Raw genomic sequence first — 16142 nt, 5'->3', positions numbered from 1 at the left:
CAAATTCTCTCTTTTTCCCTGGTCAGGGGCTTTGCATCGAGGTTAGGCAACTTGGCTGGATCGCCTCGCGATACCGGGATCGACCGTCTTTCTCCGACAGCTGTTGCACGTAGATCGCACGCGGACAGATTGCTTATCCGCTACTTCCGTGTATGTCCGGAACCAGGTTGGCCCTGCTGGATGGTGGGCGGCGCACACCGGGGGCTGGCTTCCCGCCTGCCCTGTAGGGCCTGCCCTTCTCGCGTAGAGGCTCCGGGGTCAAGAGTGGCGTAGCCATCACGGAGTGACGCCGTAGGCGCTCTTGACGCGGGAACACAATGCAGGCCGCCATCCAGTAGGAACACGCGGCCGAAGGTCGCGCAGAGTCCCCGCTGTCAGGGTGATGGATTCGGGTTTTCAGGAGGTTGGTGTGTCGGTGCTAGTACGTAATGTCTTGTGCCGTGGGCTGCATCATGCATGTGTATCTGGTTGATTCGGACGTAATCGAGGAGGCGATCTACTCGGAGGACACGGAGCTCTTCGAGGCGATCATCGCAGATTGGTCGGACGATGACGGGGATGACGAGAGTAGCGGTAACGAGAGCGATGGGGACGACGAGGATTGGGACGATGAGGGCGAGGACCTTGATCCCGAGATCGCGCTGCGCGCCTTGATCGATGGAGGACCGTTCGAGGAGGAGTACGGGCGTAGTTACCTGGAGGCGTACGAGAGCATTTGTGATCATTTCGGCGAGTATTTCTGCGATATAACTTTCCACTTGGGCTGGCAGCCCAAGGTCAACGAGGCGTTCGCCGAGCTGGGAATGGAGCTGAGCATGAACCATCTCCTTTTCGGCGGGGCGTGCACCTGTGTTTTTCCTGCCCCGGATTGGGGAGGTGATGGTTGTTGGACCAAGGAGGAATGCGCCAAGGCGTTGGAGCAGTGGGAGGCGTCTGATCCTGCTGTCCGTGCCGCTTTGGACCCGGCCGTGCTCAAAGATGTGGAATGCCATGTCGGTTGGCTGCGTGAATCCAAGCGGACCGGTAAGGACATCTATGTGGTGTGGGGTTGAGCCCGAATCCGGATGGACAGTGCCCCTGACGCTAGTGCGGTGATACAAGTGATGCTGTCCGTGATCTGCGATAGGACCACAGCCGATGGACCGGAGCGCAGCGGGTGTTGGCGCGGAAACAGAAGGATGTGAAATCTTCTGTGCTCTACCATTCTCGGGACGCGAACAGCGGCTCGTGGACCTGCGGATTCGATGAGCACCGGGAAGTCGCACTGCGCTGTGCAGGAGCACGGGTGTGCTCCTGATCAGCACCAGGAGGCATGGGGGCGGCACACGGTGTATCCGTTGCCGTCAGGGCGGGGCACGGGCTTCCAGATCGGGTTGCCGGAATTGTCTCCGGTGGCTGTGTTGCCCGGTGTGGACTGGTTGTTGCGCCGGTGGTATTCCCGGAAAGCGGTATCGTGCTCACGGGTGTCCAACTGGTTGCGGTCCCGGTGGTGGAAGCCCATGGGGTCGATATGGTGCCAGCCGGTGGTGTCGCCCGAGCCCTTGCGTGGGTTCGATGCATGCGCTTCGGCGGATGTGAGGCCCGTGCCGCTTATGGCAAGTGCGCAGGCGATCGCGATACCGGCGAGCAGGCGTCGGGCGATGGCATGAGTGGTGCAGGCATTCATGGTGGGTCTCCGTTCGAATTCGGTTGTGCACGTGGGTATCAGTGCGCGGTGGTGCGGATATGTCGAACGTCGTTAGCCTGGGGTGCCGTCCGTAGTGCGGTGAAAAGCGATCGGGCGGCGTCTGTCGTGATCATGTCGGCCGTGGGGCGGTGCCGATCGGCTCGATCCCAGTTGTCGGGAGGAGTGGAGCCCAGCCCCTCGGATCCGTGGCGGACCGGGTACGCGGAGCGCGTGAACACGATGCCATATCGGGTCCGTCCGGTGCTTCGATCGGCGCCTGTGTCGCCCGGAATAGCCGCTGTCGCACTCACGATATGGACGGACGAGTCGGGTAGGTGTCCGTCGCTGTGGTCTCGGGATGCCGGTTGTCGTGTGCTTTCCGGTTATCTCGTCACCGGGAGGGTCAAGGGCAGGCTGGTGGAGCCTGATCAATAATCCCTATCTATCGTGCCGTTATAACGGCATATCAATTGACGGTTTGTCAGGCATCGAATTGTCGGTCCTGCGGTACCGATGAGAGCACCCGGCAAGCGGATGTGGCAGCTTGCCGGGTGCTGTGTTGTGCAGGGCGGTGTGCGGGCAGCGCGGGCGTCAGCGCGCAGTATGTGCGCTCAGGCGCGCGGGTGTGGCCAGGTCCAGTTCGCGACCTCGGGGATATCGGCGCCGTGCTCTCTGGTCCACGCGCGCGCGGTCCAGCGCGCGTCGACCATCTCCTGGCGCAGCCCCGCGGCGCGCTCACCCAGGTCCGGCACGCGGTCGATCACATCCATCACCAAGTGGTAGCGATCCAGGTCGTTGAGCATCACCATGTCGAATGGCGTGGTCGTGGTGCCGCGCTCTTTGTAGCCGCGCACATGCAGCCCCGCGTGGTTGGTGCGCCGGTAGGTCAACCGGTGGATCAACCACGGGTAGCCGTGGAAGGCGAAGATCACCGGCCGGTCGCGGGTGAACAGGGTGTCGAATTCCCTGCCCGGTAACCCGTGCGGGTGCTCGTCGTGGGGTTGTAACCGCATCAAGTCGACGATGTTGATGACGCGAACGCGCAGTTCGGGCAGTCGTTCCCGCAGAATCGCCGCTGCGGCGAGGGTTTCGAGCGTTGGTACGTCGCCCGCGCAGGCGAGTACCACGTCCGGGGTGGTGCCGATGTCGTCTCGATGGCCAGCCCACTCCCAGATACTGATGCCGCGTGCGCAGTGCTGGGCCGCTTCTTCCACCGACAGCCAGTCGGCCTGCGGCTGCTTGCCCGCGACCACGACGTTCACGTAGTGCCGTGACCGTAGGCAGTGGTCGTAGGTGGACAGCAGGGTATTGGCATCCGGTGGCAGGTACACCCGCACGATGGAGGCTTTCTTGTTCAGCACCACGTCAAGGAAACCGGGGTCCTGGTGGGTGAATCCGTTGTGGTCCTGGCGCCAGACATGCGAGGAGAGCAGATAGTTCAGGCTGGCGATCGGCCTGCGCCACGGTACAGCCGCACTGGCATCCAGCCACTTGGCATGCTGATTGAACATGGCGTCCACGATGTGGATGAACGCCTCGTAGCAGGTGAACACGCCGTGCCTGCCGGTGAGCAGATAGCCCTCGAGCAGACCCTGGCACATATGTTCGGACAGCACCTCGATCACCCGGCCGGTGCGGTCGAGTTTCACATCGCGGGAGTCGATATCGGCCTGCCAGTCGCGGCCGGTGACCTCCAGGATGTCCTGTAAGCGATTACTGGCCAGCTCATCGGGCGCGAAGGTGAGGAAATTGTCCGGGTTGTTCCGGGTGACCTCACGCAGCCAGCCACCGAGTACCCTCGTGGCCTCGTGTTGGGTCGCGCCGGGCGCGCTCACCTCGACACCGAACTCGCGCCAGTCCGGCAGGCGCAGATCACGAACCAGTGCACCGCCGTTGGCGACCGGGTTCGCGCTCATCCGCAGGTTGCCGTCGGGTATCTGGTCGAGCAGCTGGGCCACCGGCTTGCCGGTCGGGTCGAACAGCTCTTCCGGCCGATAGGACCGTAGCCATTGTTCCAGGACTTCGAGATGATCCGGATCGGTGCGCGCGGCGGGTAGCGGGACCTGGTGCGCGCGGAAGGTGCCCTCGACCTGGTCGCCGTCCACCAGCGGCGGGCAGGTCCAGCCCTTCGGGGTGCGCAGCACGATCATCGGCCACGCGGGCCGCGTTCCGTCGGAGCCGCCGCGTGCGGTGCGCTGAGCCTGCGCGATGAGCTCCAGCGCGGTGTCCATCGCGGCGGCCATGGCTTGATGCACCGCGGTGGGATCGTCGCCTGCGACGACGATCGGCTCGTATCCGTATCCGCGCAGCAGCGCGAGCAGCTCCGATTCCGGGATACGCGCCAGAATGGTCGGATTGGCGATCTTGTACTCGTTCAACGCCAGGATGGGCAACACAGCGCCGTCGCGCGCCGGGTTGAGGAATTTGTTCGCATGCCAGCTGGTCGCCAGCGGCCCTGTCTCCGCTTCGCCGTCGCCGACCACACAGAACACGGTGAGGTCCGGATTGTCCAGCGCGGCGCCGAAGGCGTGCAGCAGCGAGTAGCCGAGCTCACCGCCCTCATGGAAGGAACCCGGCGTCTCCGGGGCGCAATGGCTCGGTACGCCGCCGGGGAAGGAGAACTGGTGGAACAGCGCGCCCATACCGGTGGCGTCCTGTGGAGTGTGGCTGTAGAGCTCGGAGTAGGTGCCCTCCAGCCACGCGCACGCGTTCGGCCCAGGTCCGCCATGTCCTGGGCCTGCGACGAAGGTCGCGTTGAGGCCACGCTGCCGGATCGCGCGATTGGCATGTGCCCACACCAGGTTCAAGCCGGGCACGGTGCCGAAGTGGCCCAGTAGACGTGGTTTGATGTGCTCCGGTCGCAGGGGTGTCCGTAACAGGGGATTCGCCCGCAGATAGATCTGGCCGACCGCGAGATAGTTGGCAGCCCGCCACCAGGCATCGATCGCGGTCAGCTCATCGATTGCCAAGGGCCCGGGTATGTCGGTGAGCCGATAGGGACGTGGGGCGACGGTTTCCCCGCCGCTGCTGCCGACATTGTCGGCTGAAGTATCACCACTCGCGCTCGCCGTGTGGGTCATGCGCAGGCTCTCCTCACGTTCATGGCATTTCGAAGTTCATGGCATAAGGGACAGCGCCGCAGCTCGGACGTTGTCTCTGGTGTGTGGTTTCTGAGCGGAATCGGCAACGCCGAAGGGAGGATTCACAGCCAGCGTAGTGGTAGATCCGTCGCTGCGCGCGGTGTGCGAGCGCCCTGCGAGATCATGTCTCATCCCATGGGCACACGTGGTCTGCGGACATCCGTGGTCTAGGGTCCGCGCATGCATATTTTCGGAAGGATCATAGGAATCGGCGCCCTCACCGCGACGACTATCGCGTTGGTGGCGTGTGGTTCGGATGACGAGACACCGGACACGGCGACCACCGGGACGAAGATCGGCGTGTCGGCGGCTCCTTCCGTGGCGCAGCGGCCGGATACGCCGAGCAAGGGCCGCGAATGCGTCGCCGAGGACATCCAGGTGACCGGCGACTTCGGCACCGCGCCGACGATCACCATTCCGGATGACTGCGATCCGCCTCGGCAGCTGATCGTCAAGGATCTGACTGTGGGCAGCGGGCCCGGCGCAGAGCCGGGCCAGCAGCTGACCATGAACTACGCACTGGTCACCTGGTCGGACCGGAAGACGGCGGACAGCTCGTTCGAGCGTGGCACGCCGTTCGAGCTCACCCTCGGTGCGGGCCGGGTCATCGAGGGCTGGGACGAGGGTCTGGTCGGCGTTCAGCAGGGCTCGCGCAGGCTGCTGGTCGTGCCTCCCGAGCTGGGCTACGGCGCGGGCGGGAACGGTATCGCGCCGTACGAGACGCTGGTCTTCGTCACCGACGCGGTCGCGGTCGGGGAGTAACGACGACTGCGACGGCCACCGCAGCCACTGCCGGGTGCAAGCCCGCTCGGTCGGTCAACTAACCTGGTCGGGATGCGTGGCATGCGTCGCATACCTCATCGTCCCGGCCGCGGCCTGGACCCGGTTCGGATCAGTACCGGTGGGGAGTGTGGCGCCGGCGTAGGTCAGCTTCGCCTGCCGCTCCGGTCTCCGGGGCGCGGCGGGCACACCGAACATCAACCGATACGAACGACGAACAAGGAGCATGTCCGTGAAGAGCACCGTCGAGCAGCTGAGCCCGACCAGGGTCCGGATCAATGTCGAGGTGCCCTTCGAGGAGCTGAAGCCGGATTTCGACCGGGCGTACAAGGCACTGGCCAAGCAGGTCCGCATCCCCGGCTTCCGTCCGGGTAAGGCGCCTGCGAAGCTGCTGGAGGCCCGCCTCGGCCGCGGCGCGATTCTGGAGCAGGTCGTCAACGACGCGCTGCCAGGTCGCTACAGCGAGGCCGTCACTACCGCTGAGGTGAAGGTCATCGGGCAGCCCGAGATCGAGATCACCAAGATCGAGGATGGTCAGGAGCTGGCCTTCACCGCCGAGGTCGATGTGCGGCCGGAGCTCGCGCTGCCGGACTACGCGAGCATCGAGGTCACCGTCGACGCCTTCACCGTCGGCGACGAGGACATCGAGGAGCAGCTGCAGTCGCTGCGCCAGCGCTTCGGCACCCTGACCGGTGTGGAGCGGCCGGTGGGCGAGGGCGATTTCGTCTCCATCGATCTCGCGGCGACCGTGGACGGTGCCGAGGTGCCGGAGGCCTCCACCACCGGCCTGTCCCATGAGGTCGGCTCCGGTCAGCTCATCGAAGGGCTGGACGAGGCGCTGATCGGCTTGTCGGCCGGTGAGTCGAAGGACTTCACCTCGAAGCTGGTCGCGGGCGAGTACGCGGATAAAGAAGCGGTCATCACCGTAACGGTGCAGTCGGTCAAGGAGCGGGAGCTGCCAGAGGCCGATGACGAGTTCGCTCAGCTGGCCAGCGAATTCGATACGTTGGAGGAGCTGAAGGCCGATCTGCGTACCCGTGCCGAGCGGGTCAAGAAGGTACAGCAGGCCGGGGAGATCCGCGATAAGGTCCTGGAGACTCTGCTGGAGCAGGTCGAGGTGCCGCTGCCGGAGGCCGTGGTGCGCGCCGAGATCGACGCGGTGACCCATGACGCCGTGCACGGCTTCGACCACGATGAGGCCAAGTTCGCCGAGGCGCTCGCGGCGCAGGGCAGCTCCCGTGAGGAGTTCGACGCCGAGACCAAGGAGTCCGCCGAGAAGTCGGTGCGGACCCAGCTGCTGCTGGACGCGATCGCCGAGGCGGAGGGCACCCAGGTCGGTCAGGACGAGCTCACCGAGCGGATCCTGTTCCAAGCACAGCGCTACGGTATGCCGCCGGAACAGTTCATCCAGCAGGTACAGCAGGCGGGGCAGCTCGGCGCGGTGTTCGCCGACGTGCGTCGCGGCAAGGCGCTGGCGGGTGTGGTCGGTAAGGTGACCGTCACCGATTCGGCGGGCAACCCGGTGGATACTGCCGAAATGTTCGGTGCGCCGGAGGATTCCGCGGATGAGGACAATGCCGAGCAGGCGGCTGTGGCGGGCACGCCGAGCGCGGAATAATTTCATGGAACGGCGGTGTGATCGGCGCCCGAGGGGTGCACTGATTGCGCTGTGAGCGAAGAAAGGGCGGTACCGGGAGTTCGGTGCCGCCCTGCTTCGTTAATGTTTGTGACGGCAAGTTGGATACGCCCTGTTTCGCAGGGCACTGCGTATCCGACCAGTGATGGCTATGTGGTAATCCGCAACGAGCCGGCGAGAGAAGGCAGGTATCCGTGACAATCAATCAGGCAGGGGTCATGACAACCGCGACTGCTGGTCTCAACCTCAGTGATTCGGTATACGAGCGCCTGCTGCGTGAGCGCATCATCTTCCTCGGCACCCAGGTGGACGACGACATCGCGAACAAGCTGTGCGCGCAGATCCTGCTGCTGTCCGCAGAGGACCCCACCAAGGACATCGCGCTCTACATCAACTCGCCGGGTGGTTCGGTGACCGCGGGCATGGCCATCTACGACACGATGCAGTTCGCCGAATGCGATATCGCCACCTACGGCATGGGCCTGGCTGCCTCGATGGGGCAATTCCTGCTCACCGCGGGCACCAAGGGCAAGCGGTTCGCGCTGCCGCACGCGCGGATCATGATGCACCAGCCCTCGGCGGGTATCGGCGGGTCGGCGGCCGATATCGCGATCATGGCCGAGCAGTTCGCGCATACCAAGCGCGAGCTGAACGAGTTGCAGGCAAAGCACACCGGCAAGTCCGTGGAGCAGGTCACCGCCGACGCCGACCGGGACCGCTGGTTCACCGCGGCCGAGGCCAAGGAGTACGGCTTCATCGATCATGTGATCAGCCACGCGAATCAGGCCAACGGCGCCAAGAAATAACGCACCGGATCATCCACAGGCCCCGGACGGTCGAACGTCCACCCGCCGCACCGATTTTGGAGACGAAGATGGCCAATCTGATCGACCCGCGCGCCGGCCTGTCCGGCACCGCTGCGCAGAGCCCGCAGGCGCGCTACATTCTGCCGTCGTTCATCGAGCACTCGAGCTTCGGCGTCAAGGAGTCCAACCCGTACAACAAGCTGTTCGAGGAGCGCATCATCTTCCTCGGTGTCCAGGTGGACGATGCCTCGGCGAACGACATCATGGCGCAGCTGCTGGTGCTGGAGTCACTGGATCCCGACCGGGATATCACCATGTACATCAACTCCCCCGGTGGCTCGTTCACCTCGTTGATGGCCATCTACGACACCATGCAGTATGTGCGCGCCGATGTCGCCACGGTGTGCCTCGGTCAGGCGGCCTCCGCTGCCGCCGTACTGCTGGCAGCAGGTACCCCGGGTAAGCGGGCCTGCCTGCCCAATGCCAGGGTGCTCATCCACCAGCCGTCGCTGGAGGGCGGTATCCAGGGGCAGGTGTCGGATCTGGAGATCCAGGCCGCCGAGATCGAGCGGATGCGCCGCCTGATGGAGACCACGCTCGCGCGACACACCGGCAAGGACGCCGACACCATTCGCAAGGACACCGATCGGGACAAGATCCTGACGGCCGAGGATGCCAAGGAATACGGGATCATCGATACGGTATTCGACTATCGCAAACTCAGCGCCAGGAAGTAATGCGGGTACTAGCCGTTTCCTGATGGCAGGGGTGAGTTGCCGATTTCCGGCGGTATTTCGCTCCTGCCGTGCTCCGCGACAGGGAACTCCGGCCGGGCGGCATGCGTGTGAACGGGTATGCCGTATCGAGGGCGCGCTGCCCGGCCGGTTCGCATCGCCCGCGGTCCGGAGAGCGATCCTGGCCGCAGGCGGGGCAGGTGAGCGGGGACGGTGGCGACTCGCCCGCGGTGGTGACAACTCGCACGAGAAACATGCGCGAGTTGTCGACCTCTATCCGGCACACCGGGTACGGTCGATCTAGGGGCCTGTGCTCCCGGTTGACGGCACTGTCCACCAGTTTCGAAACAGATGTTTTCGAAACGGTTGACGCGGGTGTGGCTGCGAAAGCGACGGACAGCTGGCAACCTGGACGGACGGTTGCACGCGGACAAGGAAGTAGGGACCCACGAGATGGCGCGCATCGGAGATGGTGGCGATCTGCTGAAGTGCTCATTCTGCGGAAAGAGCCAGAAGCAGGTCAAGAAGCTCATTGCGGGACCAGGGGTATACATCTGCGACGAGTGCATCGATCTCTGTAACGAGATCATCGAAGAGGAGCTCGCCGAATCCAGCGAGGTCAAGCTCGATGAACTGCCCAAGCCTGCGGAGATCCGGGACTTCCTGGAGAATTACGTCATCGGGCAGGACACCGCCAAGCGCACGCTCGCGGTGGCCGTCTACAACCATTACAAGCGCATCCAGGCCGGGGACAAGGGCCGCGACAGTCGCGGCGAAACCGTCGAGCTGGCCAAGTCGAATATCTTGATGCTCGGCCCCACCGGCTGTGGCAAGACCTATCTGGCGCAGACCCTGGCGAAAATGCTGAACGTACCGTTCGCCATCGCCGACGCCACCGCGCTCACCGAGGCCGGATATGTCGGTGAGGATGTCGAGAACATCCTGCTGAAGCTGATCCAGGCCGCCGACTACGACGTCAAACGCGCCGAGACCGGCATCATCTACATCGATGAGGTCGACAAGATCGCTCGTAAGAGCGAAAACCCTTCGATCACCCGTGATGTCTCCGGTGAAGGCGTGCAGCAGGCGCTGCTGAAGATCTTGGAGGGAACCCAGGCGAGCGTGCCCCCGCAGGGCGGGCGTAAGCACCCGCATCAGGAGTTCATCCAGATCGATACCACCAATGTGCTGTTCATCGTGGCGGGTGCGTTCGCGGGCTTGGAGAAGATCATCTCCGACCGTACCGGTCATCGCGGTATCGGCTTCGGCGCCGAAGTCAAGTCCAAGGCCGAGATCGACACCACCGATCACTTCGCCGATGTCATGCCGGAGGACCTGATCAAGTTCGGTCTGATCCCCGAGTTCATCGGTCGTCTTCCGGTGGTTGCCTCGGTGACCAATCTGGACAAGGAATCGCTTGTCAAGATTCTCTCCGAGCCGAAGAACGCACTGGTCAAACAGTATGTTCGGCTTTTCGAGATGGATGGGGTCGATCTCGAGTTCACCGACGACGCGCTGGAGGCCGTCGCCGACCAGGCCATCCTGCGCGGTACCGGCGCGCGTGGTCTGCGGGCGATCATGGAGGAAGTCCTGCAGTCCACGATGTACGACATTCCCAGCCGCGACGATGTCGCCAGGGTGGTCGTCGATGCGGATACCGTCAACGACAACGTTCTGCCGACCATTGTGCCGCGTAAGGCGCAGCGGGCGGAGCGCAGGGAGAAGACCGCGTAGGCGCTGTGGCCACAGCGCCACCCGGCTCGCATCGCGGAGTTTCGGATTACTCGGGCTCGGCCCGCATGTCCTCTTGGCCCCAGAAGGCGCGCATAGTGGTGATCCGGCCTTCGGCGTCGAACTCCATCACATCGATCGGCGACAGCGTGAAGCGCTGCCCACCCGCCTTGGTAACCAGTGTGAAAGGGAATGCGGCCTGGTTGCCTGCGATCCGGATGTCTTCTGGCCGCAGCTGGGTCTCCCGATCCAGTGCGGCGATCACCTCGTAGAACTCACGGATGGCCGCATGGCCGCGCTTGACCGGGGTGCCGACCGGGTCCTCCACGGTCGCATCGGGTGCGTATAGCTGGACGATGTCCTCGGTAGGGCCGGTGCCGACCAGCTTGACGTATTGCTCGACCACATCGCGGATCTGCTTGGTCACCGAGCCTCCTCTGAAATGAAACGTGTTCTAGTGCTGAGACTAGCAAGTTCGCGGGCCTGGATCGATCCTTTCGGACCCTGGCAGCCGTCCACGGGTTAACACCGACCGCGCTTTCTTCGAAATACCTGGTGTCAGCGTTAGTGCAAGGGACGGGTTCGGTGATGAATCAGGGAGGTCAACGGCGATCTTCCAGAGCTGGCGCTGTTCAGCTCCGTACGATCGGCGCGACACGGTTCTGCCATGGCTGCGGCACTGCCGAGGACGCGGTATCGCGGCGTTGCGATACCCGCTCTGTGGCCGTATCGCGGCCGGTCGGGGGTGACTCCGTGCACCAGGGCAGGATGGGTGTGTAACCCTTCGCTATTTCCGCTGCTCGTGCCCGGTGTGTCGTGCTTCGGCTCCCGGCGCTGTGATGTTTACTCGGTCCGGTCAACCAGATGTCCGAGTGACGAGTGGAAGCGGAGGAGACATGGCACTGCCTACCATGACCGCAGAGCAGCGCACCGAAGCGTTGGCCAAGGCGGCTGCGGTCCGCAAGGCACGCTCCGAACTGATCGGCAAAGTGAAAGAGGGCAAGGTTTCGGTCGCGGATCTGCTGAAGAAGGCGGACTCCGACGAACTGGTCAAGAAGACCAAGGTAGCTGCCGTGATCAAAGCTCTGCCCGGTGTCGGTCCGGTGAAGGCGGCGAAGCTGATGGATCAGGCGGAGATCCCGGAGGATCGCCGGATCGGTGGCCTCGGCGCGCGTCAGCGTGCGGCGCTGCTCGAAGCGTTGAAGAGCTGACCGGTGCGGATCCGCTCGTCGACGGTGTAGACGTTCATGGTGTCGCCACGGAGGAAGCCCGCCAGCGTGAGCCCGGCTTCGGCGGCGAGATCGACGGCGAGTGAACTCGGCGCCGAGACCGCGCCGAGTATCGGTATACCTGCCATGACGGCCTTCTGCACCAGCTCGAACGAGGCGCGCCCGCTCACGATCAGGACCAGATCGTGAGCGGGGATACGGTTTTCCCGCAGCGCCCAGCCGATTACCTTGTCCACCGCGTTGTGCCTGCCGATATCCTCGCGTACTGCCAGCACCGTGCCCTCGGTGGTGAACAGCCCCGCGGCATGTAACCCACCGGTGCTGTCGAATACCGATTGGCGGTCGCGTAGCGCGGGGGGCATGGCCATCAGGGTTCGGGTGTCCACTATCGGGCCGTCGCAGGACAGCGGGAATCTGGTACGGGTACGGACCTGGTCCAGAGCTGTTTTGCCACACAGGCCACAGGCGCCGGTACTCGGGAAGGCGCGTGGCGGCACCGGTATCGGGGTACGCAGGGTGATGTCGAGGACGTTGTAGGTGTTGCGGCCTTGGTCGTCGGTGCCCGCACAATAGCGGGCGGCCACGATATCCGTCGCGGTGCCGACCATGCCCTCGCTCAAAAGGAATCCGTGCGCCAGATCGATGTCACTGCCCGGTGTGCGCATGGTGACTACCAGCGATTGCCCGCCGAGGCGAATTTCCAGCGGCTCTTCGACAGCGAGCGTGTCCGGGCGTCGGATCTCTGCGGTGGACGAGATCCGGCGCATCCGGCGGCGCGCGGTGACCCGGCTCATGCTGTGCTCGGCTCTAGCCGGACGGTGACCGCCTTGGAGACCGGGGTATTCGATCTGGCCGCGACATGCTCCAGCGGCACCAAGGGATTGGTCTCGGGATAGTAGGCGGCGGCATTGCCGCGTGGGGTCGGATAGGACACCAGGCGGAAGCCGGTGACACGGCGTTCGGTGCCGTCGGTCCATTCGGAGATCACATCCACCAGCTCGCCGTCGGCGAAACCGAAAGCGGCGATATCGTCGGGGTGGACGAGCACCACCTTGCGGCCGCCGTGTACCCCGCGGTAACGGTCGTCGAGGCCGTAGATGGTGGTGTTGTACTGGTCGTGGCTGCGCAGGGTCTGCAGGACCAGCCTGCCCTCCGGCACCGGGGTCCAGGTCAGGGCGTTAACGGCGAAGTTGGCCTTACCGGTGGCGGTGCGGAATTCCCGGCGATCGCGTGGCGGGTGCGGTAGCTGGAAGCCGTTGCGCTGTCTGACTTTCCTGTTGTAGTCCGCGCAGCCTGGTACGACCAGAGCGATGGCATCGCGAATGGTGTCGTAATCCTGCGCGAACCGCGCCCACGGGACGGGATGGTCCGCACCGAGCAACCGTTGCGCGAGTTCGCAGACGATCGCCACCTCACTGCGGAGCTGATCGCTGACCGGTTTCAGACGCCCGGTCGACAAGTGCACCATCGACATCGAATCCTCCACCGACACCTGTTGTCGCACCCCGGAGCGGATATCCGCGTCGGTACGGCCGAGCGTGGGCAGGATCAGCGCCGTCCGGCCGTGCACCACATGGCTGCGGTTGAGCTTGGTGGAGATCTGCACGGTGAGCGCACAGCTGCGCAGCGCGGCCTCGGTCACCGTCGTATCCGGAGTGGCGGAAACGAAATTGCCACCCATGCCGACGAAGACTTTCGCGCGGCCCGCGCGCATGGCCCCGATGGCCGCCACGGTGTCGAGGCCGTGTGCGCGCGGACTGGTGATACCGAATTCGCGGTCGAGGGCATCGAGGAAGGTGTCGGGCATCTTCTCCCAGATCCCCATGGTGCGGTCGCCTTGGACATTCGAGTGCCCGCGCACCGGACAGACCCCAGCACCTGGTTTGCCGATCATGCCGCGCAGCAGGAGCAGGTTCGTAGCCTCCTCGATGGTGGCCACGGCGTGCGACTGCTGGGTGAGGCCCATCGCCCAGCAGATGATGATGGTGCGCGATCGGGCGAACAACTCGGCGGTGTGCTCCAGTTCGGCCATGTTCAGGCCGGTCGCGGCCAGCACAGTGGCGAAATCGACCGTACGGATGTTCTTCTCGTATTCGGCGTAGCCTGCGCAATGGGTGTCGACGAATTCCCGGTCGATCACGGTTCCCGGCGCGCGATCCTCGGCTTCCAGCAGCAGCCTGCCGAGCGCTTGGAACAACGCCAGATCACCGCCGAGGCGGATCTGCAAGAAATCGTCGGCGATGGTCACGCCGGTGGTAACGCCCTTGACGGTCTGTGGATCGCGGAAGCCGAGCAGTCCGGTCTCCGGCAGCGGATTCACCGCGATAATTCTGGCGCCACCGGCCTTCGCCGCCGCCAACGCGCTCAGCATGCGCGGATGGTTGGTGCCAGGATTCTGCCCCGCGACGATGATCAGATCCGCTGCCTGGAAATCGTCGATCGACACCGAGCCCTTACCGATCCCGATCGAACTCGACAGTGCGGCGCCGGAGGACTCGTGACACATATTCGAGCAGTCCGGCAGGTTATTGGTGCCGTAGCTGCGCACAAGCAGTTGATAGAGGAACGCGGTCTCGTTGGCGGTGCGGCCGGAAGTGTAGAAGACGGCTTCATCGGGCGAGGCCAAGGCGTTCAGCTGCTCGGCGATCAGCTGATACGCCTCGTCCCAGGCGATGGCGCGGTAGTGGGTGTCGCCGGGGCGCAGCACCATCGGGTGGGTCAGCCTGCCCTGTTGCCCGAGCCAATACCCGGATTTGGTGCTGAGCTGGGCGATCGAATGCGTGGCGAAGAACTCCGGAGTGACCGTGCGCAGCGTGGCTTCCTCGGCGACCGCTTTCGCGCCGTTCTCACAGAATTCGGCGGGTCTGCGATGGTCGGTCGGCTCGGGCCAAGCGCAGCCGGGGCAGTCGAAGCCGTGCACCTGGTTGACCCGGGCCAGAGTGCGCACGGTGCGGATCACGCCCATCTCCTCGACCGAGCGCTTCAGCGCCACGGCCACGGCGGTGACGCCAGCAGCCTGCTCCTCAGGTGGTGTCACGGTCAGCTCGGACTCGTCGACATCGCGGCTCGGTCCGTTTCGGTGCATGCCGTTATTGTCCTCTCCGCAGTGCCCGAGCCGGTGGGGGATCGGTTCGGGTTGCCGGGTCCGCCGCCGATGGCAGGGTCGTCGGCGCTCAGGTGTGTCGCGGGCTTGCGCTATCGGTCGTGTTTCTGTGCTGGTCCTCGCCGCGGTGCGTGAGGATTCGTTCGCTGATGCGGACCCGCCAGCCCGGTGGTAATTCCGTGGGAGCGGTCGTGATCCGGATCCACTGGTCGCTACCGGGGGCGGCGATGAAGGTGCCTGAGGTGGTGGCGGCGTCGCGGACATAGACTTTGCCCTCGGCGATCGATACATAAGCGTGCACGCGGGAGACGTGGCGATCACGCTGGATGACGAGCGGGGCAGCGGTCGCGGTGCGGACCGATTCGTCGATCTGCGGCCCGCGCCCGAGGACGTAGGGGCGGTCCAGCGGATACGTCGTACCGTCAGCGGTGACCAATGCCCCTGCCACCGTTTCTGCGGTAGCGGACGCCGGAGGTGCGGTGCGCGTCTTACCGTGTTCGGGTGCTTCCTGCAGGGCGATCGGCTGGTGTGTGGTCGGTTGCCGCCGTGACCAGGCGAGTACGTGATCGGTCGCCGGTCGGGTCTGCCTGGGGGTGGCAAGCAGACGCGCTGCTCCGGTCGGTTGTGCGGTAGGTGCCGCGGGGGCGACGGCATCGGACGCGCCGGTGGGTTCCGGCTGTGCCGCGAAACCGGTTGCGGCGGTGGGCTCCGGTTCGGCCTGCGCGGATCGCTCGACGGGCCGTGGGGACGCAGGCCGGCCGGTGCTGGTCTTTTCGGTGCGCCGCGGCGCTATGTTCTGTACGAAGCCGCCGCCGGGTACCACGCCCGCGCGCAGATCGGTGCGGGGCAGTGCGCGCATCGGTGCGCCGGTGTCCGCGCCGATGGTGATGCGACGCACCGGTTCGCGCACGATCTCGTCCACCCAGGTGAACGCGCGCCCGCCGACGAGTCGCCGGGTGCCTTCCGCACCCTGGATCTCGGCGAGCACGGGGCCGCGCAGCAGGATCACTGTGCCGTCGGCGGTCGGCGCGACGATACCGAACGGCGGTGGCTGCGCCGTACCGCCGAAGATGACTGTGGCAAGGCGGGTGGCCAGTGCGGCGCCGGGGTATTCCTCTTCGGCCACAGCTTCGATGGTGCCGAGTATGCGATCCGTGGAGGCGGTTTCCGCGCCGAGGTAGGCGACCACCGCCCCGAAACGGGCGATGAGTCCTTCGCCCGCGACAACACCCACGGTGAACGGTTTTCTGCGCACCTGCGCCCTCCTTCCCGGCGCACTACCGGCATACCAGAGCCAGCATAGAGTGTCGGGCGTCG

The 16142-nt window shown here is 64.9% G+C and carries 13 protein-coding genes; 7 read left to right on the top strand and 6 right to left on the bottom strand.

Annotation, left to right across the window (positions count from 1 at the left end; all coding sequences use genetic code 11):
• The first annotated feature begins 440 nt into the window (after positions 1–440).
• Positions 441–1052 carry a DUF7691 family protein gene (locus ACL02S_RS11330; protein WP_412802322.1) on the top strand — a complete coding sequence of 204 codons (612 nt, stop codon included), beginning with the start codon at positions 441–443 and terminating at the stop codon, positions 1050–1052.
• A 245-nt stretch (positions 1053–1297) separates the two neighbouring features.
• Here ACL02S_RS11330 and ACL02S_RS11325 read toward each other — a convergent pair whose 3' ends face one another.
• Positions 1298–1666, bottom strand: a complete 369-nt coding sequence (locus tag ACL02S_RS11325; protein ID WP_412802321.1) for a hypothetical protein — start codon at positions 1664–1666, stop codon at positions 1298–1300.
• A 611-nt stretch (positions 1667–2277) separates the two neighbouring features.
• Positions 2278–4746: a phosphoketolase family protein gene (locus ACL02S_RS11320; RefSeq protein WP_412802320.1), complete on the bottom strand. Its 2469-nt coding sequence runs from the start codon at positions 4744–4746 to the stop codon at positions 2278–2280.
• Positions 4747–4986: 240 nt separating this feature from the next.
• On the opposite strand from ACL02S_RS11320, the gene ACL02S_RS11315 reads away from it, so the two are divergent.
• From ACL02S_RS11315 to clpX, 5 genes are all read left to right on the top strand, one after another.
• On the top strand, positions 4987–5568 hold the full coding sequence (locus ACL02S_RS11315) for an FKBP-type peptidyl-prolyl cis-trans isomerase (RefSeq protein WP_412802319.1): 582 nt from the start codon (positions 4987–4989) through the stop codon (positions 5566–5568).
• A 250-nt stretch (positions 5569–5818) separates the two neighbouring features.
• Positions 5819–7204, top strand: a complete 1386-nt coding sequence (gene tig / locus ACL02S_RS11310) for a trigger factor (RefSeq protein WP_412802318.1) — start codon at positions 5819–5821, stop codon at positions 7202–7204.
• Between the two features lie 236 nt (positions 7205–7440).
• Positions 7441–8028, top strand: a complete 588-nt coding sequence (locus ACL02S_RS11305; protein WP_412802317.1) for an ATP-dependent Clp protease proteolytic subunit — start codon at positions 7441–7443, stop codon at positions 8026–8028.
• A 68-nt stretch (positions 8029–8096) separates the two neighbouring features.
• Positions 8097–8765 carry an ATP-dependent Clp protease proteolytic subunit gene (locus tag ACL02S_RS11300; protein WP_412802316.1) on the top strand — a complete coding sequence of 223 codons (669 nt, stop codon included), beginning with the start codon at positions 8097–8099 and terminating at the stop codon, positions 8763–8765.
• Between the two features lie 450 nt (positions 8766–9215).
• Positions 9216–10496, top strand: a complete 1281-nt coding sequence (gene clpX, locus ACL02S_RS11295; protein ID WP_412802315.1) for an ATP-dependent Clp protease ATP-binding subunit ClpX — start codon at positions 9216–9218, stop codon at positions 10494–10496.
• 46 nt (positions 10497–10542) lie between these two features.
• Here the strand turns inward: clpX and ACL02S_RS11290 are convergent, their stop codons facing one another.
• Positions 10543–10920, bottom strand: a complete 378-nt coding sequence (locus tag ACL02S_RS11290) for a nuclear transport factor 2 family protein (RefSeq protein WP_412802314.1) — start codon at positions 10918–10920, stop codon at positions 10543–10545.
• 469 nt (positions 10921–11389) lie between these two features.
• On the opposite strand from ACL02S_RS11290, the gene mihF reads away from it, so the two are divergent.
• Entirely contained in the window at positions 11390–11704 is a 315-nt protein-coding gene (gene mihF / locus ACL02S_RS11285; RefSeq protein ID WP_412802313.1) for an integration host factor, actinobacterial type, read from the top strand.
• Here mihF and fdhD read toward each other — a convergent pair.
• The 3 genes from fdhD to ACL02S_RS11270 form a co-directional block, all read right to left on the bottom strand.
• Complete coding sequence (gene fdhD / locus ACL02S_RS11280) at positions 11668–12516, bottom strand: formate dehydrogenase accessory sulfurtransferase FdhD (RefSeq protein WP_412802312.1); 849 nt, start codon at positions 12514–12516, stop codon at positions 11668–11670. The genes mihF and fdhD overlap by 37 nt on opposite strands.
• On the bottom strand, positions 12513–14807 hold the full coding sequence (locus ACL02S_RS11275; protein ID WP_412802311.1) for an FdhF/YdeP family oxidoreductase: 2295 nt from the start codon (positions 14805–14807) through the stop codon (positions 12513–12515). Before ACL02S_RS11275 ends, fdhD begins: the two co-directional genes overlap by 4 nt.
• Before the next feature lie 88 nt (positions 14808–14895).
• Positions 14896–16080 carry an FHA domain-containing protein gene (locus ACL02S_RS11270; protein ID WP_412802310.1) on the bottom strand — a complete coding sequence of 395 codons (1185 nt, stop codon included), beginning with the start codon at positions 16078–16080 and terminating at the stop codon, positions 14896–14898.
• Positions 16081–16142 lie beyond the last annotated feature (62 nt).

Origin of the sequence: Nocardia spongicola, assembly GCF_047200775.1 — a bacterium.
Taxonomy (GTDB): domain Bacteria; phylum Actinomycetota; class Actinomycetes; order Mycobacteriales; family Mycobacteriaceae; genus Nocardia.
The sequence above is the reverse complement of the archived record's forward strand: the minus strand, read 5'-3'. Positions and strand labels throughout refer to the sequence as shown.